We start from the raw sequence: 25,275 nt of genomic DNA on the forward strand, positions 1-25,275 counted from the left end.
TAAATTTTTAGATTAGCCTGATTTATTAAATGCTGCAGCTTACTTAATATTTCAACACATTATGGATAATAACCCTATGATTAAGGCGTATTACACTTTGTCTGAATAGGGTAGAATGCGGCACAAATATTATCCCCCTGACGGCTGAGTGTATCGATGCCCGCAAGTATTGACTTGCCAGCGCGATAACTGCGTTTAAGAACTCTGTTAAGCATTCGACATATGGTTGTAATTTCATGAAATTCAGGCCAGCAGCATCGACCCAGAACAAAGGGTTGCAAATAGCCAGTTCCCCTTTTACGCACAATCAACGTAGTACCCGTAGCATCATGCTGCTGGTGATTCTGGCCTGCATTCCGGGCATTATTGCTCAGACCTACTTCTTTGGTTATGGCAACCTGATTCAGGTAGCACTGGCAATGGTTACCGCCATGCTAGCCGAAGGGGCCGTTTTGCAGTTACGCAAACAGCCCGTATTGATGCGGTTACAAGATAACTCCGCCCTGCTCACCGGCTTACTGCTGGGGATAAGCCTGCCCCCATTGGCCCCTTGGTGGATGATTGTGTTGGGTACGCTGTTTGCTATCGTCATCGCTAAACAACTGTATGGTGGTTTGGGACAAAATCCGTTCAACCCGGCCATGGTGGGTTATGTTGTTCTGCTTATTTCATTCCCGGTACAAATGACCAGTTGGTTACCGCCGCTGCCATTACAAGCTGCACCGGTGGGGTTTTATGACTCTCTTTTAATTATCTTTACCGGATATACCCACAGTGGCGCTGATATTCATCAACTCCAGATGAGTTATGACGGTGTCAGTCAGGCCACACCGCTTGATAGCTTTAAAACCGCCCTACGCTCACAACCCGTAGATCAAATTCTGCAACAGCCCATTTTTGCCGCAACGCTGGCGGGGGTAGGCTGGCAATGGATCAATCTCGGTTTTCTGGCGGGCGGCTTATTGCTGCTATGGCGTAAAGCGATTCATTGGCACATTCCGGTCAGTTTCTTGTTGGCACTGGCTGGCTGTGCCGCAATTAGTTGGATAGTTGCCCCGCAAAGTTTTGCCCCGCCGATGTTGCACCTGTTTTCCGGTGCCACCATGTTGGGGGCGTTCTTTATTGCCACCGATCCGGTCAGTGCCTCCACCACGCCCCGTGGCCGGCTGATTTTCGGCGCATTAATCGGTATTCTGGTGTGGTTAATTCGGGTGTATGGTGGCTATCCTGACGGGGTTGCCTTTGCCGTACTGCTGGCCAATATTACTGTTCCACTGATTGACCACTATACCCAGCCTCGGGTTTATGGTCACAACCGTGCCGGTAAATAAGGAGCCGTTATGCTAAAAACCATGAAGCGTCACGGCATTACTTTGGCGCTGTTTGCCGCCGGTGCTACCGGATTGACGGCGGTGGTTAACTCACTGACAGAGTCAACCATCGCCCATCAAGCCGCTTTGCAACAAAAAGCGTTGCTGGATCAGGTTGTCCCGGCTGAAAATTATGACAACGATATGCAAGCAGAATGTTACGTTGTCACTGATGCCGCGTTGGGTAACCTGTCGCCTCATCGCTTGTATCTGGCCCGGTTGGCGAATAAACCCGTGGCTGCCGCGATTGAAACCACCGCTCCCGATGGTTATTCCGGCGCTATCCAACTGTTAGTCGGTGCAGATTTCCACGGTAATGTGCTGGGCAGTCGGGTGATAGAACATCACGAAACCCCCGGTCTCGGTGATAAAATTGATATTAGAATCTCTGACTGGATTAGCCATTTCAGCGGCCAACATGTAGCAAGTGAACAAGACAAACGCTGGGCCGTAAAAAAAGATGGCGGTACCTTTGATCAATTTACCGGCGCCACCATTACACCAAGAGCAGTGGTGCGGGCGGTGAAAAGCACCACGCTGTATTTGGAAACCTTGCCAGCAAGGCTTGATAGCCTGCCAGGCTGTGGAGAACGGCAATGAGTGAAGCAAAAAATCTGTTAGCGCAGGGGTTATGGAAGAATAACTCAGCGCTAGTGCAGCTACTGGGGCTATGTCCGTTGTTGGCGGTCTCCTCTACCGCCACCAATGCCCTCGGTTTGGGATTAGCTACCACGCTGGTATTGGTATGTACCAATACCGCGGTATCGGCTTTGCGCCGCTGGGTGCCAAATGAAATTCGTATTCCAATCTATGTGATGATCATTGCTTCCGTGGTCAGTACCGTGCAAATGCTGATTAACGCTTATGCCTTTGGGTTATATCAATCCCTCGGGATATTTATTCCATTGATTGTTACTAACTGCATTGTGATTGGCCGGGCGGAAGCTTACGCGGCCAAGAATCCGGTGGGGTTATCGGCACTCGATGGCTTGGCTATGGGGCTAGGGGCAACCAGCGCGTTATTTGTACTGGGATCACTGCGTGAAATCCTGGGTAACGGTACGTTGTTTGATGGCGCGGATATGCTGTTAGGTAACTGGGCAAAAGTGCTGCGTATCGAAATTCTGCATCTGGATAGCCCTTTTCTGCTGGCAATGCTGCCGCCAGGTGCCTTTATTGGTTTGGGATTACTGCTGGCCGGTAAATATGTCATTGACGAAAAAATAAAAGCGCGCAAAGCACAAGTAGTAGCAACTGCGCCGCAACTTCAGGATGGAGATGCCGGGAAAGCCTTATGAATAAAGAAAAACGTGTCGCGATTCTGACCCGTCTGCGGGACAACAATCCACATCCAACCACTGAACTGGTCTACACCTCACCTTTTGAACTGCTTATTTCGGTATTGCTCTCGGCACAAGCCACCGATGTCAGCGTCAATAAAGCCACTGCCAAACTTTATCCGGTGGCTAATACCCCGCAAGCCCTGCTTGACCTGGGTGTCGATGGCCTGAAGGCATACATCAAGACCATCGGCTTGTTTAATACCAAAGCTGAAAATGTGATTAAAACCTGCCGTATTTTGCTGGAAAAACATAATGGCGAGGTGCCTGAAGACAGAGCAGCACTCGAAGCGCTGCCCGGTGTGGGGCGTAAAACAGCCAATGTGGTGTTGAACACCGCCTTTGGTTGGCCCACAATCGCGGTAGATACCCATATATTCCGTGTCTGTAATCGCACTGGCTTTGCTCCCGGTAGCAATGTAGATCAGGTTGAAGCCAAGCTACTCAAGGTGGTTCCGGCTGAATTTAAACTTGATTGCCACCACTGGTTGATCCTGCATGGTCGCTATACCTGTATTGCCCGTAAACCGCGCTGTGGTTCGTGCATTATTGAAGACTTGTGTGAGTTTAAAGAGAAGGTCTACCCCGAGCATTAATTCACTGACCACGCTCAGTAAATACCTGTGGCGGTGAGCACCGGCCGACGATAAGAATGCTGATACATCACGCTGCCACTCTATGCAGTGAGCGCGATACACTTCTGGCGCGTCTCACCGCATGTTATCAACCACGATAAACCCCCTCTATGCCGCGATTGCGGTATTCGATTAGACGCCATACCGCCGCGCCACTAAACTTGTGACAAAACAGACTCAAACAGTTAATGATTTTGTTACCTGCTTGAAACAAAAAAGACACCTGCGGCGTATCATTATGAAATTTAAATCAGCAATAAAACCCTATACCGGCGCAGCTGGTGGCTGGGGTTCTCTCGAAGCAACCACCCGCTTTGTCCTGGACAGCAAGCAAGCGTTGAAAAATATTCGCAATTTGTTGCGGGTCAATCAGGTAAAAGGTTTTGACTGCCCCGGTTGTGCCTGGGGCGACGATAATCACAGCACCTTCAGTTTTTGCGAAAATGGCGCTAAAGCGGTCAGTTGGGAAGCAACCCGCAAAGCGGTGGAACCCCAATTCTTTGCCGAACACAGTCTGACCACATTGCGCCAGCAGAGTGACTACTTCCTTGAGTACCAGGGGCGACTCACCCATCCGATGCGTTATAACCCACAAACTGACCGCTACCAACCCATCAGTTGGGAAGATGCTTTGGCGTTGATCGCTCAGCATATTAATGGATTGGATAACCCCGATCAGCTGGAGCTGTATACCTCCGGGCGGGCCAGCAATGAAGCCTCTTACCTTTATCAGTTATTTGGCCGCATGTTGGGGACCAATAACTTCCCGGACTGCTCAAACATGTGCCATGAAGCCAGTGGTACCGGATTAAAGCAGAGTATCGGCGTTGGTAAAGGTACCATTCAGATGCAGGACTTCGAACTGGCCGATGCTATTTTTGTTTTCGGACAAAACCCGGGGACTAACCACCCCCGCATGCTACACAGCCTTCGTCATGCCAAAGATCGCGGTGCACGTATTGTTAGCTTCAATACCTTGCGTGAACGCGGTTTGGAGCGTTTCGCCGATCCGCAAAATCCTCTTGAGATGCTGACACCAAAATCCTCCCCTATTAGTTCTGCTTATTTTCAACCTAATTTGGGTGGTGATATGGCGGCGGTGCGCGGCATGGTAAAAGCCTTATTGGAAACCCATCGCCATCAATTGGCGCAAGGGGAATCAGGTTTGTTTGATCAAGCCTTTATTGCGGTACATACACAAGGTATAGCGGCGTATCTGGCGGCCGTTGATAACACCTCTTGGGCGCAGATCACCCAACAGTCGGGCCTGAGTGAAGAGCAAATTCGCCATGCCGCTGATATTTATCAACATGCCGAGCGCATTATCATCACCTGGGCGATGGGGATCACTCAGCATAAACATTCAGTGATAACGGTGCGGGAACTGGCTAATCTCCAACTGTTGTTTGGTCAGTTAGGCAAACCCGGCGCGGGGTTATGTCCGGTACGTGGTCACAGTAACGTGCAAGGTAATCGCACGATGGGCATTGATGAAAAACCCGCAAAAGCCATGCTGGATCGTTTGGCCGACCATTTTGGTTTCACCCCACCACAAAGTGCGGGTCATAACACCGTGGAAGCTCTCGAGGCGATGTTGCGCGGTGAAGTAAAAGTGCTGATTGCCCTTGGCGGGAATTTGGCGGCGGCGGCACCGGATACTGAGCGCACCGCACAAGCATTACGCAGTTGCGAATTGACCGTTCATATCAGTACCAAGCTAAATCGTAGTCACCTGATAACCGGCACTGATGCCTTGATTTTGCCGACACTGGGCCGCACCGAGCGCGATATGCAAGCCAGTGGTTCACAATTCATTACGGTAGAAGATTCTTTCAGTATGGTGCACGCATCTGAAGGTGTCGGGAAGCCGCTGGCGGATACCCAGCACGCCGAAACCGCCATTGTTTGTGGCATCGCCAATGCGGTTTTCGCTAACAAAAAGGTTAATGGTGCAAAGCTGGACTGGCTGGCATTGGCCGCTGACTACAATCTGATCCGTGATCATATTGCCGCCACCATACCGGGCTTTGATAATTTCAACACGCGTTGTGATCAACCCGGTGGTTTCTATCTGGGTAGTGCCGCCGCTGAAATGCGTTTTGCTACCCCAAGTGGTAAAGCTGAATTTTGCGCAGCGCCCCTGCCAGAGAGTCTATTCCCGCCGATTGCAGGGGGGGCGGCCCCGTTTGTGTTACAAACATTGCGCTCTCATGATCAATATAACACCACCATTTATGGTCTCGACGATCGCTACCGGGGTGTCTATGGTCAGCGAGAAGTTTTGTTCATTAATCCACAAGATTTGGCCGCGTTAGCTTTAGAAGATGGCGTGCTAGTGGAAATAGAAACCTTATGGAATGATGGGATTACTCGTAAAGTCAGTGGATTCAAGTTAGTGAGCTATGATATCCCGCGCGGTAATCTCGCCGCATACTATCCTGAAACCAACCCACTGGTGCCCTTATCCAGCTTTGGTGATCAAACCCACACCCCAACGTCAAAATCAGTGCCAGTGACCATTCGACGCTGGCAACCACCATTGTCACAGCGCATTGCCTGAGTTTGTTAGCTAAAGCCGGCCCTCTGGCTGTTGCCAGGGCTGGCAATCATGGGCAACGGATATGCCCATACCTTTAACAAGGAATTCCCCTCCAACGTGATATGCCGCTTGCCCGATGGGGCTGATTCGCGTAAAACTGTCAGCCGGATTAAACCCACTCACTACACCATTTACTGGACGATATGTTTCAAGATAACCCGCTGCTGGCGCAGCTAAAACAGCAACTTCACACTCAGACCCCGCGCGTTGAAGGCGTGGTTAAAGGTACTGAGAAAGGCTTTGGCTTTCTTGAGGTAGATGGGCAGAGAAGTTATTTTATTCCGCCGCCACAGATGAAGAAAGTCATGCACGGCGATCGGATTATTGCCACCTTGCACACGGATAAAGATCGTGAAATTGCTGAGCCAGAAACATTGGTCGAGCCGTTTTTATCCCGCTTTGTCGGTCGCGTCCAACGAAAAGATGATCGTCTGTCTATCGTGCCTGACCACCCGCTGCTGCGTGATGCCATCCAATGTCGTCCAGCCCGTGAGTTAACCCACGACTTCCAGAACGGTTATTGGGCGGTGGCTGAAATGCGCCGTCACCCATTAAAAGGCGATCGTGCTTTTAATGCTGATTTGACGGCATTTATTACCAATGGTGAAGATCATTTCGTGCCGTGGTGGGTAACATTAGCTCGCCATAATCTGGAGCGTGAAGCCCCGGTTATGGTTGAATCTACCTTACATGATAGCGCCTTAGTACGCGAAGACCTGACGGCGCTCCATTTTGTTACTATCGACAGCAACAGCACCGAAGATATGGATGATGCGCTGTATGTGGAAGACAACGGTGACGGTTCCCTGTTGTTGACCATTGCCATTGCTGATCCAACCGCCTATGTCGATGAAAACAGTGAGTTGGATTTAATCGCCCGTAAACGTGCATTTACTAACTATCTGCCTGGCTTCAACATTCCGATGCTGCCACGCCACTTGTCTGACAACCTCTGCTCTTTGCGGCCAAATGAGCGCCGCCCGGTATTAGTGTGCCGTGTGACTATCGCCGCTGATGGCGCGCTGAGTGATGATATTCGTTTCTCTGCCGCCTGGGTCGAGTCCAAAGCCAAACTGGTTTATGACGAGGTTTCTGACTGGCTGGACGGCAACACAGGTTGGCAGCCACCGGATGCGGATATTGCCGAGCAAATTCTATTGCTGAAACGGGTGTGCGAGGCGCGTAGCAACTGGCGTCAAGAACATGCCCTGGTGTTTAAAGACCGTCCAGATTACCGCTTCCAATTGGGTGAAAAAGGCGAGGTGCTGGATATCATTGTTGAGCACCGCCGTATTGCTAACCGTATTGTTGAAGAGTGCATGATTGCCGCCAACGTCTGCGCTGCTATTGCTTTGCTCGATAATTTGGGCTTTGGCATTTATAACGTACATACCGGTTTTGATCCGGCATTGGTTGAACAGGCAGCGACCGTGTTGCAGGCCAATGGTGTCGAGGCTGACCCACAGGCTCTACTGACCCTACCAGGCTTCTGTGAGTTGCGCCGTCATCTTGATGCATTGCCAACCCAGTTCCTCGACAGCCGTATCCGCCGCTTCCAGACCTTTGCTGAAATCAGTACCGTTCCTGGCCCACACTTTGGTTTGGGGCTAGAGGCGTATGCCACCTGGACTTCACCTATTCGTAAATACGGTGATATGGTCAATCATCGCCTGCTCAAAGCCATTATTACCGGCCAGCAAGCGGAGAAACCACAAGACGAGATAACGATTCAATTGGCTGAGCGTCGTCGTCTGAATCGCATGGCCGAACGCGATGTCGGTGACTGGTTGTATGCCCGTTATCTACAGCCTCAAGCGGGTACTGATACCCGTTTCCCTGCGGAAATTATTGATGTTACCCGTGGTGGTCTGCGTGTTCGTTTGCTGGATAATGGCGCCGTGGCCTTTATCCCTGCACCGTTTATTCATGCAGTACGTGATGAGATGGTATGCAGTCAGGAAACAGGTACCGTGCAAATTAAAGGTGAAACGGTTTATAGCCAAAGCGATAAAATCGAAGTGCGCATTGCCGAGGTTCGCATGGAAACTCGCAATGTGGTGGCCCGCCCGGTGGTTTGATATTTAGAAAAAACACATTAAGCCGTGGTGATACACAACATCCCACGGCTTTTTCAATTGCCCCCCGTCAATCCCACTTGATGTTCCCTCCAGTTTAGCGCTCTCAGCGTCACAAAATGTAAGCAAATACTACTGAACGTTACGTTAAAGTAATTTATTGATCACACTTTTCACTTTCGCACCTTTTCTTTCACATTAAAGCTCCTATGTTAACTAACGGTTTGTATCTTTTTTCCAAAACCGATGCTGATAACTGTTAAATTTTCCTCATAACAAGGAGTCGTTACCCATGAAGAACGTCAAGACTGTCGTCATATGGCTGACCGTGGCGTTAATTGGTGCATTTGCCTTTGCTATGCTGGCACTCAGCCGCGGTGAGCATGTCAATGCCATCTGGTTGGTGATCGCCTCAGTGGCGTGTTACAGCATCGCTTACCGCTTTTACAGCCTATTTATTGCCAAGAATGTGTTTGAGTTGGATGACCGGCGCCTGACACCTGCTGAGCGGCGCAATGACGGCTTGGATTATGTCCCGACCAATAAATGGGTACTATTCGGTCACCACTTTGCGGCGATTGCCGGTGCCGGGCCATTGGTTGGGCCAATTCTGGCCGCACAGATGGGCTTCTTGCCGGGGACTATCTGGATTTTGGTCGGGGTAATGATGGCCGGTGCAGTACAGGACTTCTTGATCCTGTTTATCTCTACCCGTCGCGATGGTCGCTCTCTGGGGGAGATGGCAAAACAAGAGTTGGGTGCTTTTGCCGGGGTTATCACTATGCTGGGCGCGCTGGGGGTGATGATTATCATCTTGTCCGCGCTAGCATTAGTGGTGGTTAAAGCCTTGGCTGACAGCCCATGGGGCCTGTTCACCATTGCAGCGACTATCCCGATAGCACTGTTTATGGGCGTTTATATGCGCTTTATCCGCCCGGGGAAAATCGCGGAAGTATCCTTAATTGGTTTCGTACTGATGATGTCCGCAATTATTTACGGCGGCAATATCGCGGCTCACCCTTATTGGGGACCATTCTTTACCTTACACGGCACCACCCTGACCTGGGTGCTGGTTATTTATGGTTTTATCGCCTCAGTGCTACCGGTGTGGTTGTTGTTGGCGCCAAGGGACTATCTGTCGACCTTCCTGAAGATCGGCGTCATTATTGGTTTGGCCGTTGGTATTGTCTTTGCCATGCCTGAAATGAAAATGCCTGCCGTCACACGTTTTATTGATGGTAGCGGCCCGGTATTCTCCGGTAGCCTGTTCCCGTTCCTGTTTATTACCATCGCTTGCGGGGCCATTTCGGGCTTCCACGCCTTGGTTGCCAGTGGCACTACACCAAAACTGATTGAGCGTGAAAGTCACACCCGCTTTATCGGCTATGGCGCGATGCTGATGGAATCCTTTGTCGCCATCATGGCGCTAATTTGTGCCTCGGTTATCGATCCCGGTGTCTATTTCGCCATGAACTCTCCGGCAGCGTTGATTGGCACCACAGTAGAAAGCGCCTCTCTGGCCATTAGCAGTTGGGGATTTGTAGTCACACCAGAAACCCTGGCCATGATTGCCAAAGATGTTGGCGAGAACTCCATTTTATCCCGTGCGGGTGGTGCCCCCACTTTCGCCGTTGGGATGGCGCATATTATCAGTGAGATATTTAATAGCCGCAATATGATGGCCTTCTGGTATCACTTTGCCATTCTATTTGAAGCCATGTTTATTCTGACCGCCGTGGATGCCGGTACCCGAGCCTGTCGCTTTATGGTGCAGGATTTGGTGGGTGTCGTAGTGCCGAGCCTGGCAAATAACCGCTCATGGTTGGGTAACTTGTCCGGCACCACAGTGGCGGTCGCCTGCTGGGGCTTCTTTGTTTATCAAGGTGTGGTTGACCCATTAGGGGGGATCAATACCTTGTGGCCACTGTTCGGTATCGGTAACCAGATGCTGGCATCGATGGCGCTGATTTTAGGGACTGTCGTCCTGTTTAAAATGAAGAAGCAACGCTATGCTTGGGTAACCATCCTGCCAACAATTTGGCTGTTTATTACCTCAATGACCGCGGGCTGGCAGAAGATTTTCCATGAAAAACCGAGTATTGGTTTCCTGGCTCAAGCGAAGAAATTCTCTGCCGGTGTTGAGCAAGGCGTTCTGATTGCTCCCGCCAAGAGCATTAAAGACATGGAAACTATTGTGTTCAATAACCAGATCAATGCCGCCTTATGTGCCTTCTTTATGCTGGTGGCAGTGACCATGCTGATTTCATCTTTCTTTGTGGTCCGTCGTGCGCTGAAATCCAGCAAACCGACCACCCATGAGACTGAAATTGTCTTCCGTGAGGAGGTTGCCCGTGGCTAATGCAGGTATACCGTTTCGTACCCGAACAGGGTTAGCAACCACGCCGCGCCAGATTACGCGTTGTGTACCGTTGGTTCCTGTGGCTGTCCGCCCGACTCATCTACGGGCTTGGTTGTGCCTTATCGCACACCGCGTGGCACAAAGCTTTCGACTGATGGTGGGAGTACAGGATTACGGCAATTATGTTAATCATATGCGCCGACATCATCCTGACACTACACCGATGACCGAACGGGAATTCCACCATTATTGTCTGAATGCCCGCTTCCCCAGTGAGGCCGGCAAACTGGGGAAATGCCCTTGTTAAACTAGCAAGCTGAATCATAAAGTGACATTGTCACGCCCTGTTGATGTTTCACAGGGCGTTTTTATTTTCCGTTTGAACAGCAGGCACCACCAACTAGCTCAAGATTGGCGAGCCAAATGCGCCCTGCCAATCTTGTTCAAATTGTTCTACTGCCGCTTTTACCGCAGGCGCGCTGATAAGTTGCTCTGCTACATCCACCGGAATGGTGACCGACTGACAGCCCGCCAACAGGCAATCTACTACTTGACGTGGCGTACGGAAACTGGCCGCCAATACTTTCGCGCCCGGTGCATGTAAGGTTAACAATTGCTGTAACTCACGGACCATCGCAATGCCATCACCGCCTTGTGCATCCAGTCGGTTAACATAGGGTGCGACATATTCAGCCCCCGCCAATGCAGACAGCAGCCCTTGCCCGGCACCATATACGGCGGTACCTAATGTCGGAATAGACATCCCTTTCAATTGCTTAATAGCCGCCAATCCTTCTGCGGTGGCGGGGATTTTGATAACCAAACCGGGGACGCGCTTTGATAGCATGATTGCCTCAGACACCATCAGTTCGCTGTCACTGGCCAGCACTTGTGCGAAAAGTTTACCGGTACCGCCCAGAGCATCGCGCAGCGCAGGTAACACCTCCCAGATAGGCTTGCCCGCTTTGGCCAAAATAGTCGGGTTGGTAGTGACACCTTGTAATGGCAGTACGCGCGCCAGGCGTTTTACTGCAGCTACATCTGCGGTATCAAGATAAAGCTCCATAAGAACCTCCGGTTTGGATTATGTAAGCAGCCAGACTGGTTAAACAAATAAGCCAGTTAAGCAAATGGATTTACCACCAATCATCAGCCGCAATCATAGACCAATCATGAATCGATAATGTGATCTTTATCAAAATACTTTCATTCGAAAGCAAATTAAACTTCAATCAAAAGCAATGTATTTTACATACTGCAAAAAATGCGATGATAGCGTTGTAAGACAGAGTTGTGGCTTGCCTCACTTTTCCCTTAGTAACACAGGGTGTTATCCCTACTATTTAAGGTATTATTTATCATTATGATGTTGTTGTGAACCGGCGAACTTTTACCACCACGTTGGCTGGTTCAATTTTCAGCACACTTTATTATCGGGAATGCCATGAACCCAAGACAGCAAATAATTTTACAGTTGGTAAACGACCGGCAACGAGTCAGTGTCAGTGAATTGGCGCAGGAAACGCAGGTCTCTGAGGTGACAATCCGTCAGGATCTCAATCAGCTAGAGACGAGAGGTTTGCTCAAACGAGTGCATGGTTCAGCCGTCGCTCTTGAGAGTGACGATGTCGATGTTCGCATGATGACTCACTTTGCCATGAAGCAAAAATTGGCTAATCACGCCGCTTCACTGGTCAATGAAGGTGAGACGGTATTTATCGAAAGCGGCAGTAGCAACGCCCTGTTGGCGCATCATTTGGCACAACGCCCTGGTATCACCTTGGTGACGGTGAGTGGTTATATCGCCAGACAATTGAAAGAGTCTTCCTGTGAAGTGATTCTTCTAGGCGGAATTTATCAGAAAAAAAGTGACAGTATGGTTGGCCCATTGACGCAACTTTGTTTGCGCCATGTGCATTTCAGCAAGGCGTTTATCGGTATCGACGGTTATCAGGCAGATACCGGTTTTACCGGGCGCGATATGTTACGCGCCGATGTGATTAATAGTGTGTTAGCCAAAGGCGCTGAAAATATCATTCTGGCCGATGCATCAAAATTTGGTCAGGTGCATCAGAACTCACTGATGCCATTATCGTCCATCAACCGGGTCATTACCGATAACCGCCTGCCCGCAGGTTATCAGCAGCAATTAACGGCACAAGGCATTCAAGTCGATATCCTCAGCGAATAAGAGGAACAACATTCATAACGGAGTAACAGCAATAATGGCGGACATCACCTTCACGCGTGAACAGACTCAACGGATGGCACGTAAAATTCAGGATTATCTGGAGCAGAACCTGAGTATTGAGCTGGAAGATTTTGATGCGGAATTTTTACTGGAATTCATCAGTCGTGAGCTGGGCGCGCATTATTACAATCAAGGTATCAATGATGCCATTGCACAGGTCGAAGCAAAAATGCTCGATATCACTGACTCCGTGCTATGGCTGGAGAAACCCGTGCAAGACTGAACACGGGTCACCTTCTCAACGAGAGGCCCAAACAGCGATTATTGCCCGTAATAGGCATTTTTACCGTGTTTGCGTAAATAGTGTTTATCCAACAGTTGCGGTTGCATATCACCAAGTTGCGGGTTCAATTGGCGTGAGAAAATCCCCATATAAGCCAACTCCTCTAACACAACCGCGTTGTGTACGGCATTATCCGCACTGGTCCCCCAGGCAAACGGACCGTGTGAATTGACTAAAACCGCAGGCACATCTTCTGGTTTAATGCCCCGTTGATGGAATGTCTCAACGATGACATTGCCGGTTTCCCATTCATAGCGGCCAGCAATCTCTTCTTGCGTCATCAACCGGGTACAGGGAATGGTGCCGTAGAAGTAATCTGCGTGAGTGGTACCCCACGCAGGCAAATCTAGCCCAGCCTGGGCCCAAATGGTTGCATGGCGTGAATGGGTATGAACGATGCCGCCAATTTGCGGGAAATTAAGATAAAGCACCCGGTGAGTATCAGTATCCGATGAGGGCTTCTTACTGCCCTCCACCACTTTGCCGGTTTCCAGCTCTACCACCACCATATCGTCCAGTGTCATCACGTCATATTCCACACCGGAAGGCTTAATCACCAGTAACCCATGTTGTCTATCGACAGCACTGACATTGCCCCAAGTGAATGTGACCAAATTGTGGCGAGGTAACGCCAGATTGGCGGCCAGTACCTGTTGCTTCAGTTCGTTGAGCATCGTCGTATCCTGAATGACTGAATTTCTCTCATTTTCAGCGCCACAGGTAAGAACCGGTATGGGATAAATGGCTATAAACTGCGTGCAGATCGGCTGGAAAGTACAGTCTGCGAGGTACACATAGCAGAACGTCATATTTTATTTAGCACTGACAATGGGTTAATCGTGCCTTTAGTCTCAGACAATCCCTAATTCCCCGTCTTGTCAGATCAAATTAGGACTATTTACCTATTAAATGATTCGCGGATATTTATACTAGTTTCTATTGGTGACAAAACGAGTTTTTAGCATTAATTCTGAATTTAAATCTAAACGACGATTTTTATTCTAAACACTAACAAAATGAGACTTCGGCTAAAATTGCTACAACGCCTATACTTAGTTAGGTAATTTCAATTTTGCACGGATACATCAGGATAGATAGATTCAAACTATATGACCTGATCTATCCGTACTTAGCCAACGTCAGGAGAATTATGATGATGATAATCAATAAACGATTTGCCACTGCCGCCTTGGCGCTAACACTGGCCTTGTCCCTGTCTGCTTGTTCTAATATGTCCAAACGTGACCGCAATACCGCAATCGGTGCCGGTGCTGGTGCTGTAGGTGGTGCGGTGTTGACCGGCAGTACGCTGGGGACATTAGGTGGCGCGGCGGTTGGTGGGGTTATCGGGCACCAAGTCAGCAAATAATGTTATCGGTATGATTTGACGTTGCAGGGTGTTAGCTACGCTCACTTACCTGTGTAAGCTCATCGGGATTCGTTTGCTTGCTGCCTACCTGCAACGTCAATTAATTAGGGGAAAACTGATAAATGAAACTGTAAATTATTCTCAGCCACCCGCCAGTTTGACTTTCATCCCTTTGGCTTCGAGCAGTTGCTTAAGAAGATCGCGTTTATCTCCTTGAATTTCAATAATGCCGTCTTTAATCGAGCCACCGCAACCGCACTTCTTCTTCAATTCTGCTGCCAGTTTATCCAGCACCTCATCACTGCCATCAACACCGGTAATCAGGCACACGCCCTTTCCTTTACGACCACTGGTTTGGCGCTGAATACGAACAATACCATCCCCTTTTGGCCGCGCGGGTTTTAGCTCAGGCTCACTGATACGCCCCGAGTCAGTTGAATACACCAAACGGCTATTATAATTCGTCATTATGCCACCTTGCTCAATGATGCCAGAATCTCACTCAGTGTTTTTTCTGGGTCAGGAGATTGGGTGATCGGACGCCCAATAACCATATAATCCACCCCAGCAGAGACGGCTTGCTCAGGAGTCATGATACGGCGCTGATCACCGGCCTCACTGCCCTGCGGGCGAATACCTGGGGTAACCAGTTTAAAATCAGCGCCACAAACCTGCTTGAGGCGCACAGCTTCATGGGCGGAGCACACCACCCCCTCTAAACCGCAATCCCATGTCAGTTTCGCTAACCGTTCGGCATGTTCTGCCGGGCTGATGTTAATACCGATATCACGTAAATCTTCGCCATCCATGCTGGTGAGCACCGTAACAGCAATCAATAGGGGTGCCTGGTGCCCATAAGGCAATAAAGCTTCTTTGGCGGCAGTCATCATGCGTGCACCACCACTGGCGTGGACATTGACCATCCACACCCCAAGCTCAGCTGCCGCACTCACCGCCTTAGCGGTGGTGTTGGGAATGTCGTGAAATTTCAGATCAAGGAAAACCTCAAAACCACGCGCATGCAGATCACGGACCAACTGAGGGCCATATAAGGTAAACATCTCCTTGCCCACTTTTAACCGGCAATCTTGCGGATTAACACGATCAGCAAAGGCTAACGCAGCGTCTTTATTGGCATAGTCCAACGCGACAATGATCGGAGAAGATATCGGGCCACTGTTATTAGTTTTAGTTGCAGACGTCATTTTTAAGCCCTTTTCAGTCAATAAGTAATGATAACGCTCATATTCTACAGGCTGCTCTACTGAAATTACAGCTATCGAGCGACACCAATACTTGCTGTTTATGGGTCGTAATTGCCGCAGAGGGTCAATTTACGTCAAGCAGTGAGATTGTGCTTACCTGCCATTAAGTAAATCAGCTTCAAGAAACGTAAATTCTCAATCAAATATTTTGATTTAGATGCTCAGTTATTTGTGATTCTCATTCAATATTAATGCTGTATCATTCACTCCATCGCCAGACAGTAATTGTCTACTGAATAAGTAAAAAATATCAATTATTCAATATAATAAACTAGAAACTGGAGTTTCACATGAAAAGCATTAAATTCATCGCCCCGGCATTAATTCTGTCTCTCGCATCATTTGCTAGCGTCGCCGCCACTCAAATACAAACTAATCAATCAGCAGGATTGAATGAAGCTGGCGTGATTTCTGCCAGTAATGCAACTACCTTGACCGAGTTAGAAAATGCATTGGCGCAGCAAGCCAAAGCTGCCGGTGCAAAATCTTTCCTGATAACCTCTGCGACCGGCAATAACAAAATGCACGGTACCGCCATTATCTATCGTTAATACCCGTCTCTCCGGTTAACGCTTTATCTCTTTCTAAGAGCGCATTTGCGCTCTTTTTGCCGTGGCTAATGTGAATTTTTTGTGACAGTTGTGTTATCCCCTAGACAGTTTCGCTTCCCTCGCTTAGCTTGGTATTTCCTCCTAAGTTAAAGGTTATATGATGAGCGAAATATCTACCTTAACCATTAAAATCCCTCTGGAATTAAAAGAGAAAATCAAGGCTGCTGCCTTAGAAAAACAGTTTTCCCTGAGTACCGAAGTGTGCGAAAGATTAGAAAAGAGCTTTGAGGTTGATGTTAAAAGTAGTAAAGCCAGCCGCAAAGATGCCAAGTTGCATCAAGGTGAGATTGATAGCCAAGGTGTAGAAGAGATTTCAGAGCAGCCGTTAAGCCAAAAAGAGTTGAAGAAACTGCGACAATTATTGAAAGACGGTGTGAAAGCGCCTCAGAAGAAAAAATAAAGATAACACCACAATACTTCATCAAAAACTATCGGGTGGCTCAGGTCACCCGATGACTGTCGCGATACCTCTGACAATAGAAACGTTTACTGCCCATCCAATCCCCGGATCGGCTTAACCGAAGCCCAGGCTCGGCATGATGGACAGTGCCAGTACAGAGAGTGCGCGGTAAAACCACATTTATGACAGCGATAACGGGGTTTGGTCCGAATCTGTTCTCCTACCATGTCTCGCAGCAACAGCAAGCTCTCTTTCGCTCGCCCTTCTTCTGCATCTGCCAGGTGATAATCCATTAATCGATAGAAAACACGCATGGTGGGATGGCGTTGTAACTGGCGGTTGATATAGGTTTGTGCCACATCACGGCCTTCATGCTGTTCCAGTATTTCGGCCAGCATTAGTTCAGCCGTAGCACCCGTATTATCTTCAACGCAGCGTTTGAGGAAATTCGCCCACGCCTCGGGCTGTTGTAGATGTTGGTAGCAATCGCTCAACATAGGTAATGCCTCGCTGACCACTTCCTTATCCTGCTCCAGCACACGCTCCAGCGCCTCTACGCCTTTGGCATATTCACCCTTGGCAATATGCACCCGACCTTGCATGATGGAGACACGGGCGCACTGCTTATCCGCAATAGCCGCTTTCTTCAGCAACCCCATTGCTTTCTCTAAATCATCACTCCCCATGGCTTGCAGCGCCAGTTCGCAATAGAAATGCGCTATCTCCAGCCGCTGATTATCTTTGCCCATCTTGACCAGTTTTTCCGCCACTTCAATCGCGTTGTTCCAATCACTGGTGGCCTGATGAATAACCAATAACTGCTGTAGTGCCCCGAGCCGGAAATCTTGCTCTTCAACCAATTGATTGAACATATCCTCTGCCCGATCATATAAACCCGCGGCCATATAATCACGACCAAGTTGCTGAATTGCCAGCAATCGTTGTTCAAAGGTCAGAGAAGCACTTTCCATCAACGCCTGATGAATGCGGATAGCGCGGTCAACTTCACCACGAGAACGGAACAAGTTCCCTAATGTCAGATGCGCTTCAACGGTCGAACTGTCTTCTTTCAACATCTCAAGAAACAGATCAACCGCTTTGTCCTGCTGATTAGAGAGAAGGAAGTTAACCCCTGCCACATATTCACGAGACAGGCGGTTAGCATCCTGTTGCTTATCCTGCTGAGCGCTTCTACGCCCCATATACCAGCCATAGGCGGCAGCGACGGGCAACAGCAGAAACAGCATTTCTAACATAGAAAATTATTCCTTGCTGACAGCAGGTGTGGAAACAGCCGCACTGGATTCAATAGGCTGCTCTTGCTGTGACTCAAGACGTTTAATTTTCCGCTCTGCGCGCCCCAGTAAAATTCGAACTCGCAGATAAAAAAGCCCACAAATAACCCACCCAAGTACCAAGCCCGCCGCAAAAAGCGTTGCCAATAACGTAGATACCCGATATTCGCCCTGAGCCAATAAATAGTTAAAGGTAACGACTTGATCGTTATTTGCCCCTAACGTGACTGAAATCACGAAAATCACCAGTACTAACAAAAAAATCAGCAAATATTTCACGTTTTTTCCTAAAGGCCGAATCAACCTGATGAATTATGCCAAAAATGTGGCGCCCTTACTTGATAAATTAGCACTTCCTTACCCAGCAAAGAAACCCTGCACCAAGATAAAGCGCCGATTGGGCACCTAATTGATATTATTTTAAGCGACTGGGCTGAGAATAATAACTAATCACTCAATTTTCCTCATGCTCACGTTTTTCTATCTCGCGCTGTTCTTGTGGCAAAATGGCTAACGAGCCGAACCAACGTTGTACTAAGCTACACACAATGGCGACCAATAACCCGCTGATAAGTGCTGCGGCTACCAGATCCCGTGGCCAATGCATGCCTAATACCAACCGGCTCATCATGACACCTTGCGCCCATATCATTAGCAAAATGACGGTTTTATAATGTCGCCGTGGCCACAATATGCCTACCGCCAACAATGCCCAACTGGCAGCAAAAACCGTGTGACCTGAGGGGAAAGCAAAGCCAGTTTCAAACTGCCAATGACTGCTCAACCACGGCGGAATAATGGTTTGGCTCTGTAGTTGCTGTTTGACCAACTCACTGCGTTCAGCACGGGGAAGCGAATAGAAAAAGCGATTATCAATATGATGTTCTGCCTCAAGCCAGACGACAAATGGACGAGGTTCTTGTACCTGCTCTTTAATCAGTGATTTTATACCCTGACCGACAAGAATTACGCCGCCCATCAGGACCAACAACCCTATCGCGGGCTTAATCCGAAACCGTAGGCACCATAAAAACCAGCAACTGAGCAACGCACTGGTCAAGATTCCCCATGGCGCAGTGACCGTTTCAGTCACCCAGAACACACTTTTCAACCAAACATTATTACTGCCGGGTTGCCACTGCCAACCAGAAAGCCAGATAACAAGGGTGGGTAAGAGTAAGATAAGTGTTCCGACAGTGATTCGTTTCGCTATATTCCACATCTGGGGCCCTTGGTTACACATGATGTCTATATCGTCTTTTCCATGGTGATAGCACGAATTGTACAGCGGCTATAACCACACAGTATAAGTCCCATTAATCATTGATAACACAAACAAAATTATGTTATTACCCAAATATGTTCTCGTCAGACATTTTCTCTTTCCTTTTCGCTGCTTTGTTGAACAGCAGTGAGCCAAAAGTTATGGCAATATAGCTAATAATGATCGCAGAGAAACTTTTTATTTAACCCTATGCCCTAAGATGAAGGGATATAACGGGTTAAAGCGGGTATCCACATCAGGATGCGCGATAACATCCTTAAGGTCTGAAGTTATAATATGAACAGTAAGATGCAGCTTAAACGTGTAGCAGAAGCCAAGTTACCCACGCCTTGGGGTGATTTTTTGATGGTCGGTTTTGAAGAGTTAGCCTCTGGCCATGATCATCTGGCCTTAATATTTGGTGATATCAGTGGTGATAAACCAGTGCTCTCCCGTGTTCATTCTGAGTGCCTGACAGGTGATGCTTTGTTTAGCCTGCGTTGTGACTGTGGTTTTCAGTTAGAAGCCGCATTGGCGCACATTGCCGAAGAGGGGCGCGGTGTGTTGATTTATCATCGTCAGGAAGGCCGTAATATTGGTTTGCTGAATAAGATTCGCGCTTACGCGTTACAGGATAAGGGCTTTGATACGGTGGAAGCTAACCATCAACTCGGATTTGCCGCCGATGAACGTGACTTCACCTTATGCTCAGATATATATAAATTACTGGGCGTCAAAGCCGTGCGCTTGCTAACCAATAACCCGAAGAAGGTTGAGATTCTCTCCGAGGCGGGGATTAATATCGTTGAGCGGGTGCCATTGATTGTCGGGCAAAATCCCAAGAATGAACAGTATATGGCCACCAAAGCGGCCAAAATGGGCCATCTGCTGACCAAATAATTAGCCGCGTTCAAGAACAATAAAGGGTGGTTTCTCAACCACCCTTTTTATCGAACAAGCACCGTAGTGACACTGTCACTAATGGCTATGCCATTCTAATAACGACAACATTCTAATAACTACAGCATTTTGCGGATAACATAATGCAAAATGCCGCCATTTTCGAAATAAACCAATTCATTACCTGTATCTATACGGCAGTGGGTATCTACCGTTTGTTGCCGCCCGTCAGCATAGGTTATCGTCACTGCCACCTTCTGCCCTGGGGACAGTTTTTGTAACCCACTGACGCTAATGGATTCATCACCCGTCAGCCCCAAAGTTTTGCGATTAACCCCTGCTGGGAACTCGAGGGGCAAAATACCCATCCCAATCAGATTGGAGCGATGAATACGCTCAAATGACTCAGCAATCACTACCCGCACCCCCAGTAATCTTGGCCCTTTAGCTGCCCAGTCACGACTCGAACCGGATCCATACTCCTTACCGGCAATCACCGCCAATGGCACATTCTCCTGCTGATAGCGCATAGCAGCATCATAGATAGCCATCTCATTTTGTGACGGAATATGACGAGTGACACCCCCTTCAACCCCCGGGACCATCTCATTACGGATACGGATATTGGCAAACGTCCCACGCATCATCACTTCATGATTACCACGACGGGAACCGTAGGAGTTAAACTCTTTAATCTCGACCCCACGATCACGTAAATAGCGGCCCGCAGGGCTATCAAGCTTGATATTACCGGCGGGAGAAATATGGTCTGTGGTGACAGAATCAGCCAAAATCGCCAAAATACGTGCATGGTGAATATCCTCAACCGGATCAGGCAACGCTTTCATATCACTAAAGAAAGGAGGCAAACGGATGTAGGTGGAATCGCTCTGCCAATCATAGGTTGGTGTACTATTAACCTGAATCGACTGCCACTCTTCATCGCCATCAAATACGGCGGCATATTCCTTACGGAACATCTCAGTTTTAACCTCTTCGACAGCTTTAGCGATTTCAAATCCGCTAGGCCAGATATCCTTTAGATAAACCGGCTTGCCGTCAGGGTCGTTACCGAGCGCCTCTTGTGCCAAGTTGACATTCAAATTACCGGCCAGAGCATAAGCCACCACCAGCGGCGGCGAAGCCAGCCAGTTGGTTTTTACTAAAGGATGAATGCGCCCTTCAAAGTTTCGGTTACCGGACAGCACCGCACCGACGGTCAAATCCCCGACTTTGATGGCATTTTCTATTGGATCAGGCAATGGGCCAGAGTTACCAATACAGGTGGTACAACCATAACCCACCAGATTAAAGCCCAAATTATCCAGATAAGCGGTTAATCCGGCGGCATTGAGATACTCAGTCACCACTTTAGAGCCTGGTGCCAGTGAAGTTTTCACCCATGGTTTGGTTTTTAGCCCCTTTTCTGCCGCTTTTTTAGCTAACAGACCGGCTGCCATCAGTACGCTGGGATTCGAAGTATTAGTGCATGAGGTGATCGCGGCAATCACCACCGCGCCAGATGCCAACTCGTGCGTTTTTCCTTCCAGCGTGAAGCTAACATGGTCAACTTTATCTTTTTTGCTATTAATTTCCAGTTCTTCAAACGCTTTAAAGGCTAAGGGCACTTTGGGTAAAGCGACCCGGTCTTGTGGCCGCTTCGGCCCAGCCATACTCGCTTCCACTGTGCTCAAATCCAATGAGAGCTGACTGGTGAAAATTGGCTCGTCACCAGGATGACGCCACAACCCTTGTGCTTTACTGTAGCCCTCAACCAAGGCTATCTGTTCATCACTGCGGCCACTTAAGCGCATATACCCCAGCGTCACGTCATCCACCGGGAAGAAACCACAGGTAGCACCAAACTCAGGCGACATATTGGCTATAGTCGCGCGATCTGCCAGTGGCAAATCCGCCAGACCATCACCATAAAACTCAACGAATTTGCCTACTACCCCATGTTTTCGCAGCATTTGCGTTACGGTAAGCACCAAGTCCGTGGCAGTGATCCCTTCACGCATCTTACCGGTCATTTTGAAGCCGACCACATCGGGAATCAGCATTGAGACAGGTTGGCCCAGCATTGCGGCTTCCGCTTCAATCCCACCAACGCCCCAACCGAGTATCCCCAAGCCATTGATCATGGTGGTGTGGGAATCGGTACCCACTAACGTATCGGGGTAAGCGACCTCCCGCCCACCCTGCTGTTCATGCCAAACCGTCTGCCCCAAATACTCAAGGTTAACCTGATGGCAGATCCCGGTACCCGGCGGTACCACACGGAAACGGCTAAAGGCTTTCTGCCCCCAACGCAGGAAGATATAGCGCTCGTGGTTACGTTCCATTTCGAGCCGGACGTTCTCGCCAAAAGCGGCTTTATCGCCAAACTCGTCAACAGTGACGGAATGGTCGATAACCAAATCTACCGGTGACAATGGGTTAACCTGCGCCACATCGCCCCCCAGCCGTTTGACTGCTTCACGCATCGCAGCCAAATCGACTACCGCTGGTACGCCGGTGAAATCCTGCATTAATACCCGCGCAGGCCGGTAAGCAATTTCCCGGCTGGCATGCCCGGTGAGCTGCCAATCAATAATGGCTTTTAAATCATCCTCTTGAACCTGTTCGCCATCCAGATGACGCAGTAGATTCTCCAGCAACACTTTCAGTGATTTCGGCAGTCGGTCAATATCCCCCAGCACTGCCGCCAGTTGCGGCAGGCTGTAGTAGTGATATTCATGATTAAGAGCGACCAACTTGGCCATACTCGTTTTTCGCAGATCCAACGACATAGCGCCTCCATTGTTTCTTATAAGTGCTCTAAAACAGCATTCATCCCAACAAGGCTATTCCCTTGTAATTATGAGGTCTGAATTAAATATAACACAAAGAAACATTAACATTTTGGCAACAATGGCAATTACTGGCAGCGATAGGTGTAAACGATGGTGATGGCCAATTTGTGTCAATTACTCAGATTTATGGACAGGGTTATTTACATTATTGAAACCATAATCGTCCCATTCATAATCATCTTCCTGCTGAGACACTAATCCATCATTTATCTCTTCTATCTCTTCTATCTCTCCAGGATCTTGAGTTAATTTAACTGAATAACTTTCTAGTTGTTTAAGACCTTTCTCATCATTCTCTATCTCATTTTTAAGAACGCCAGAAAAGTTTGTTATCATTTGTTCAATTTTATTATCACTACACTCAGCTAATTCATTGTTTATATAATGAGTTATTTCATCAAACCCTTTAATAATGGATTGCAATGATTTATTAAAATCATCTGCTTGTTCTTCACGCGCTGCTCGTTCTTTATTCAATCTATTTTCCATTACGCAATAATTACTATCATCCTTATTTATATTTGAAAAGCTCACCGCAATATTTTTTGCCATATCTACATCAGATTGAGTATTTGCCAACACAAAACCATTTAAATTGAATAAATTCATTAGCCAATCTAAAAATTTCTTTATTACCGTTCTGGAGTCCAGAGCCTCTTCTAACACCGTAGGGCATTGAGGGAAAAATTCAATAGAAATTGAAGGTTTTTCATGACTTAATTGACAATCTTTATCAAACAGAAACTCACCCGTCAATTTAAAAAGATTACAGCTCTCTTTACTGTGGATCACCTCATAATGCATCTTCACACCAGATTGACCATTTCTCTCAAAGCAGAAAGTTGGGTTATAACCAGGCGGCAAACCACATTTCAGTGCGTTATCGAAACCTATCATCGTTTCTGCCAGTGGGGTCTCAACCAACGAACTCAGTAAATTGTGCAGGTTTGTGTCATGATAATTTGCAGATGGATTAACCCACCCATGTTTACATAATTCATCTAATACTTTATTAATTCCATTCTTTTTTTCTAAAAAAAACTGTTCTTCACCCATTTTTATATTAAAAATTTCACTTCCGGCATAGACATCATCATGAAATGAAAACACATTAGTTAATGTATTACTTAATAATGGACAAGATGTTGAAGACATATATTCCCCTGAAAGTATTTATAAAAATAACACCATTATTTTCATAAACAAATTAACAGGAGAGGTGACTATTGGCTTTTGAATTTTTACTTATTAGTTCTGTTATGGAAAAGCCATCACGAAAAAGAGATGGCTTTTATTTCTTTATAAATTACTTAGTCGGCAATTTAATGTCTTTAAACATCGCCTCGATATCATCATTAGAACGCAAGGCAACCGCTTTATCCACCACATCACGGGTCAGATGTGGGGCGAAACGCAGAATAAAGTCATACATATAACTGCGCAGGAAAGTGCTGCGGCGGAAACCAATTTTCGTGGTGCTGTAGGTAAAGATATCACGGGCATCAACTATCACCAGATCAGGATCTTGGATCGGATCAACTGCCATACTGGCGATAACCCCCACACCCAACCCTAATCGCACATAGGTTTTAATCACATCGGCATCTGTCGCGGTAAACACAATGCGCGGTGTCAGACCAGCACGATTAAACGCAGTATCCAGCTCAGAACGGCCAGTAAAACCAAAGGTATAAGTCACAATCGGGTATGCTGCCAGCTCTTCAATGCTGACGTGGGTTTTACCTGCTAAAGGATGATCAGGCTTGACTACCACAGCACGGTTCCAGTGATAGCACGGCAACATAATCAGGTCGTCATATAAATGCAGCGCCTCAGTGGCGATAGCAAAATCAGCGCTCCCTTTAGAAACCGCTTCGGCTATTTGGGTCGGCGAGCCTTGATGCATATGGAGCGACACACGCGGGTAGCGCTCGATAAAACCTTTAATCACATTCGGCAATGCATAACGCGCCTGAGTATGGGTAGTGGCTACATACAGCGAACCTTTATCAGGATAGGTATGTTCACCGGCAACGGCTTTGATAGCATCTACTTTGGATAAGACTTCACGGGCAATACGGATGATTTCCAGCCCTGCGGGGGTCACCTGCGTGAGATGTTTGCCACTGCGGGCAAAAATTTGGATACCCAGCTCATCTTCCAGCATTCGGACCTGCTTACTGATCCCCGGCTGCGAGGTATACAGTCCTTCTGCGGTGGACGATACGTTAAGGTTATGATTGACCACCTCAACAATATAACGGAGCTGCTGCAATTTCATATCGATACCATCCTAGGTTGAACACTGTGGGAACGCCACAGTTTGGTATATCGGTATCACCCGGTATGCCGAGAAGTTATTAACTAAAACCCGTAAACTGCATGGTGCGAAGCTGGTCAGTAT

The 25,275-nt window shown here is 48.1% G+C and carries 24 protein-coding genes; 14 read left to right on the top strand and 10 right to left on the bottom strand.

The genetic code is table 11. The features are described from left to right. Positions 1 to 236 precede the first annotated feature (236 nt). The 8 genes from rsxD to V2A84_RS07845 all read left to right on the top strand — a co-directional run bounded on the left by rsxD (position 237) and on the right by V2A84_RS07845 (position 10,685). Positions 237 to 1,331 (top strand): electron transport complex subunit RsxD, encoded by a 1,095-nt coding sequence (rsxD, locus tag V2A84_RS07810; protein WP_193784661.1) that lies wholly within the window; start codon positions 237 to 239, stop codon positions 1,329 to 1,331. A 9-nt stretch (positions 1,332 to 1,340) separates the two neighbouring features. Beyond that, on the top strand, positions 1,341 to 1,970 hold the full coding sequence (rsxG, locus tag V2A84_RS07815) for an electron transport complex subunit RsxG (protein ID WP_083158884.1): 630 nt from the start codon (positions 1,341 to 1,343) through the stop codon (positions 1,968 to 1,970). After that, positions 1,967 to 2,668 (top strand): electron transport complex subunit E, encoded by a 702-nt coding sequence (locus V2A84_RS07820; RefSeq protein WP_083158885.1) that lies wholly within the window; start codon positions 1,967 to 1,969, stop codon positions 2,666 to 2,668. The genes rsxG and V2A84_RS07820 overlap by 4 nt, the downstream gene beginning before the upstream one ends. Next, positions 2,665 to 3,306, top strand: a complete 642-nt coding sequence (nth, locus tag V2A84_RS07825) for an endonuclease III (RefSeq protein WP_372558991.1) — start codon at positions 2,665 to 2,667, stop codon at positions 3,304 to 3,306. Before V2A84_RS07820 ends, nth begins: the two co-directional genes overlap by 4 nt. Before the next feature lie 277 nt (positions 3,307 to 3,583). After that, positions 3,584 to 5,905, top strand: coding sequence for an FdhF/YdeP family oxidoreductase (locus tag V2A84_RS07830; protein WP_083158887.1), 2,322 nt, complete (start codon positions 3,584 to 3,586; stop codon positions 5,903 to 5,905). A gap of 182 nt (positions 5,906 to 6,087) precedes the next feature. Then, the gene (locus V2A84_RS07835) at positions 6,088 to 8,022 is read left to right on the top strand and encodes an exoribonuclease II (RefSeq protein ID WP_442848688.1); all 1,935 of its coding nucleotides are present in this window, start codon (positions 6,088 to 6,090) and stop codon (positions 8,020 to 8,022) included. A 289-nt stretch (positions 8,023 to 8,311) separates the two neighbouring features. Beyond that, positions 8,312 to 10,378, top strand: coding sequence for a carbon starvation CstA family protein (locus V2A84_RS07840; protein WP_083158889.1), 2,067 nt, complete (start codon positions 8,312 to 8,314; stop codon positions 10,376 to 10,378). Next, positions 10,371 to 10,685: a YbdD/YjiX family protein gene (locus V2A84_RS07845; RefSeq protein ID WP_083158890.1), complete on the top strand. Its 315-nt coding sequence runs from the start codon at positions 10,371 to 10,373 to the stop codon at positions 10,683 to 10,685. Before V2A84_RS07840 ends, V2A84_RS07845 begins: the two co-directional genes overlap by 8 nt. 93 nt (positions 10,686 to 10,778) lie before the next feature. On the opposite strand, the gene fsa is transcribed toward V2A84_RS07845, so the two are convergent. Continuing rightward, positions 10,779 to 11,444, bottom strand: a complete 666-nt coding sequence (gene fsa, locus V2A84_RS07850) for a fructose-6-phosphate aldolase (protein ID WP_083158891.1) — start codon at positions 11,442 to 11,444, stop codon at positions 10,779 to 10,781. Positions 11,445 to 11,822: 378 nt separating this feature from the next. On the opposite strand from fsa, the gene V2A84_RS07855 reads away from it, so the two are divergent. Together V2A84_RS07855 and V2A84_RS07860 are read left to right on the top strand one after the other, a co-directional pair. Next, on the top strand, positions 11,823 to 12,569 hold the full coding sequence (locus V2A84_RS07855; RefSeq protein WP_083158892.1) for a DeoR/GlpR family DNA-binding transcription regulator: 747 nt from the start codon (positions 11,823 to 11,825) through the stop codon (positions 12,567 to 12,569). A gap of 34 nt (positions 12,570 to 12,603) precedes the next feature. Then, the gene (locus tag V2A84_RS07860; protein ID WP_005191610.1) at positions 12,604 to 12,852 is read left to right on the top strand and encodes a DUF2164 domain-containing protein; all 249 of its coding nucleotides are present in this window, start codon (positions 12,604 to 12,606) and stop codon (positions 12,850 to 12,852) included. 38 nt (positions 12,853 to 12,890) lie between these two features. Here the strand turns inward: V2A84_RS07860 and araD are convergent, their stop codons facing one another. After that, complete coding sequence (gene araD / locus V2A84_RS07865) at positions 12,891 to 13,586, bottom strand: L-ribulose-5-phosphate 4-epimerase (RefSeq protein WP_083158893.1); 696 nt, start codon at positions 13,584 to 13,586, stop codon at positions 12,891 to 12,893. A 479-nt stretch (positions 13,587 to 14,065) separates the two neighbouring features. Between araD and osmB the strand changes: the two genes are divergently transcribed. Continuing rightward, entirely contained in the window at positions 14,066 to 14,281 is a 216-nt protein-coding gene (gene osmB / locus V2A84_RS07870) for an osmotically-inducible lipoprotein OsmB (RefSeq protein ID WP_083158894.1), read from the top strand. A gap of 141 nt (positions 14,282 to 14,422) precedes the next feature. Here the strand turns inward: osmB and yciH are convergent, their stop codons facing one another. Together yciH and pyrF are read right to left on the bottom strand one after the other, a co-directional pair. Further along, positions 14,423 to 14,749: a stress response translation initiation inhibitor YciH gene (gene yciH, locus V2A84_RS07875; RefSeq protein WP_083158895.1), complete on the bottom strand. Its 327-nt coding sequence runs from the start codon at positions 14,747 to 14,749 to the stop codon at positions 14,423 to 14,425. After that, positions 14,749 to 15,486, bottom strand: coding sequence for an orotidine-5'-phosphate decarboxylase (pyrF, locus tag V2A84_RS07880; protein WP_083158896.1), 738 nt, complete (start codon positions 15,484 to 15,486; stop codon positions 14,749 to 14,751). The genes yciH and pyrF overlap by 1 nt, the downstream gene beginning before the upstream one ends. Before the next feature lie 350 nt (positions 15,487 to 15,836). Between pyrF and bhsA the strand changes: the two genes are divergently transcribed. Both bhsA and V2A84_RS07890 read left to right on the top strand, forming a co-directional pair. After that, the gene (gene bhsA / locus V2A84_RS07885; protein WP_083158897.1) at positions 15,837 to 16,097 is read left to right on the top strand and encodes a multiple stress resistance protein BhsA; all 261 of its coding nucleotides are present in this window, start codon (positions 15,837 to 15,839) and stop codon (positions 16,095 to 16,097) included. Between the two features lie 160 nt (positions 16,098 to 16,257). Next, entirely contained in the window at positions 16,258 to 16,557 is a 300-nt protein-coding gene (locus tag V2A84_RS07890; protein ID WP_193784662.1) for a hypothetical protein, read from the top strand. Between the two features lie 86 nt (positions 16,558 to 16,643). Here the strand turns inward: V2A84_RS07890 and lapB are convergent, their stop codons facing one another. From lapB to pgpB, 3 genes are all read right to left on the bottom strand, one after another. Then, positions 16,644 to 17,813, bottom strand: coding sequence for a lipopolysaccharide assembly protein LapB (gene lapB, locus V2A84_RS07895; RefSeq protein WP_083158899.1), 1,170 nt, complete (start codon positions 17,811 to 17,813; stop codon positions 16,644 to 16,646). Positions 17,814 to 17,819: 6 nt separating this feature from the next. Next, a complete protein-coding gene (locus V2A84_RS07900) occupies positions 17,820 to 18,131 on the bottom strand; it encodes a LapA family protein (RefSeq protein WP_005191595.1) in 312 nt (103 codons plus the stop codon). Between the two features lie 175 nt (positions 18,132 to 18,306). After that, on the bottom strand, positions 18,307 to 19,074 hold the full coding sequence (gene pgpB, locus V2A84_RS07905; protein WP_083158900.1) for a phosphatidylglycerophosphatase B: 768 nt from the start codon (positions 19,072 to 19,074) through the stop codon (positions 18,307 to 18,309). 351 nt (positions 19,075 to 19,425) lie between these two features. On the opposite strand from pgpB, the gene ribA reads away from it, so the two are divergent. After that, entirely contained in the window at positions 19,426 to 20,016 is a 591-nt protein-coding gene (ribA, locus tag V2A84_RS07910; RefSeq protein ID WP_083163652.1) for a GTP cyclohydrolase II, read from the top strand. Positions 20,017 to 20,135: 119 nt separating this feature from the next. Here the strand turns inward: ribA and acnA are convergent, their stop codons facing one another. From acnA to cysB, 3 genes are all read right to left on the bottom strand, one after another. Continuing rightward, a complete protein-coding gene (gene acnA, locus V2A84_RS07915) occupies positions 20,136 to 22,808 on the bottom strand; it encodes an aconitate hydratase AcnA (protein WP_083158901.1) in 2,673 nt (890 codons plus the stop codon). Positions 22,809 to 22,985: 177 nt separating this feature from the next. Then, complete coding sequence (locus V2A84_RS07920; RefSeq protein ID WP_083158902.1) at positions 22,986 to 24,026, bottom strand: hypothetical protein; 1,041 nt, start codon at positions 24,024 to 24,026, stop codon at positions 22,986 to 22,988. 151 nt (positions 24,027 to 24,177) lie between these two features. Then, entirely contained in the window at positions 24,178 to 25,152 is a 975-nt protein-coding gene (gene cysB, locus V2A84_RS07925; protein ID WP_005191584.1) for an HTH-type transcriptional regulator CysB, read from the bottom strand. Positions 25,153 to 25,275: the final 123 nt, after the last annotated feature.

It is taken from the genome of Yersinia sp. 2553 StPb PI (genome assembly GCF_052217105.1).
Lineage (GTDB): Bacteria > Pseudomonadota > Gammaproteobacteria > Enterobacterales > Enterobacteriaceae > Yersinia > Yersinia enterocolitica_E.

Excerpts from the sequence above, each read along its gene's own strand:
- rsxD (WP_193784661.1), top strand. The coding sequence starts at position 237 with ATGAAATTCAGGCCAGCAGCATCGACCCAGAACAAAGGGTTGCAAATA.
- yciH (WP_083158895.1), bottom strand. The coding sequence starts at position 14,749 with ATGACGAATTATAATAGCCGTTTGGTGTATTCAACTGACTCGGGGCGT.
- V2A84_RS07860 (WP_005191610.1), top strand. The coding sequence starts at position 12,604 with ATGGCGGACATCACCTTCACGCGTGAACAGACTCAACGGATGGCACGT.
- V2A84_RS07830 (WP_083158887.1), top strand. The coding sequence starts at position 3,584 with ATGAAATTTAAATCAGCAATAAAACCCTATACCGGCGCAGCTGGTGGC.
- araD (WP_083158893.1), bottom strand. The coding sequence starts at position 13,586 with ATGCTCAACGAACTGAAGCAACAGGTACTGGCCGCCAATCTGGCGTTA.
- V2A84_RS07840 (WP_083158889.1), top strand. The coding sequence starts at position 8,312 with ATGAAGAACGTCAAGACTGTCGTCATATGGCTGACCGTGGCGTTAATT.
- V2A84_RS07855 (WP_083158892.1), top strand. The coding sequence starts at position 11,823 with ATGAACCCAAGACAGCAAATAATTTTACAGTTGGTAAACGACCGGCAA.
- cysB (WP_005191584.1), bottom strand. The coding sequence starts at position 25,152 with ATGAAATTGCAGCAGCTCCGTTATATTGTTGAGGTGGTCAATCATAAC.
- V2A84_RS07820 (WP_083158885.1), top strand. The coding sequence starts at position 1,967 with ATGAGTGAAGCAAAAAATCTGTTAGCGCAGGGGTTATGGAAGAATAAC.
- nth (WP_372558991.1), top strand. The coding sequence starts at position 2,665 with ATGAATAAAGAAAAACGTGTCGCGATTCTGACCCGTCTGCGGGACAAC.
- fsa (WP_083158891.1), bottom strand. The coding sequence starts at position 11,444 with ATGGAGCTTTATCTTGATACCGCAGATGTAGCTGCAGTAAAACGCCTG.
- ribA (WP_083163652.1), top strand. The coding sequence starts at position 19,426 with ATGCAGCTTAAACGTGTAGCAGAAGCCAAGTTACCCACGCCTTGGGGT.
- rsxG (WP_083158884.1), top strand. The coding sequence starts at position 1,341 with ATGCTAAAAACCATGAAGCGTCACGGCATTACTTTGGCGCTGTTTGCC.
- osmB (WP_083158894.1), top strand. The coding sequence starts at position 14,066 with ATGATGATAATCAATAAACGATTTGCCACTGCCGCCTTGGCGCTAACA.
- V2A84_RS07835 (WP_442848688.1), top strand. The coding sequence starts at position 6,088 with ATGTTTCAAGATAACCCGCTGCTGGCGCAGCTAAAACAGCAACTTCAC.
- V2A84_RS07890 (WP_193784662.1), top strand. The coding sequence starts at position 16,258 with ATGAGCGAAATATCTACCTTAACCATTAAAATCCCTCTGGAATTAAAA.
- pyrF (WP_083158896.1), bottom strand. The coding sequence starts at position 15,486 with ATGACGTCTGCAACTAAAACTAATAACAGTGGCCCGATATCTTCTCCG.
- lapB (WP_083158899.1), bottom strand. The coding sequence starts at position 17,813 with ATGTTAGAAATGCTGTTTCTGCTGTTGCCCGTCGCTGCCGCCTATGGC.
- acnA (WP_083158901.1), bottom strand. The coding sequence starts at position 22,808 with ATGTCGTTGGATCTGCGAAAAACGAGTATGGCCAAGTTGGTCGCTCTT.
- pgpB (WP_083158900.1), bottom strand. The coding sequence starts at position 19,074 with ATGTGGAATATAGCGAAACGAATCACTGTCGGAACACTTATCTTACTC.
- V2A84_RS07920 (WP_083158902.1), bottom strand. The coding sequence starts at position 24,026 with ATGTCTTCAACATCTTGTCCATTATTAAGTAATACATTAACTAATGTG.
- bhsA (WP_083158897.1), top strand. The coding sequence starts at position 15,837 with ATGAAAAGCATTAAATTCATCGCCCCGGCATTAATTCTGTCTCTCGCA.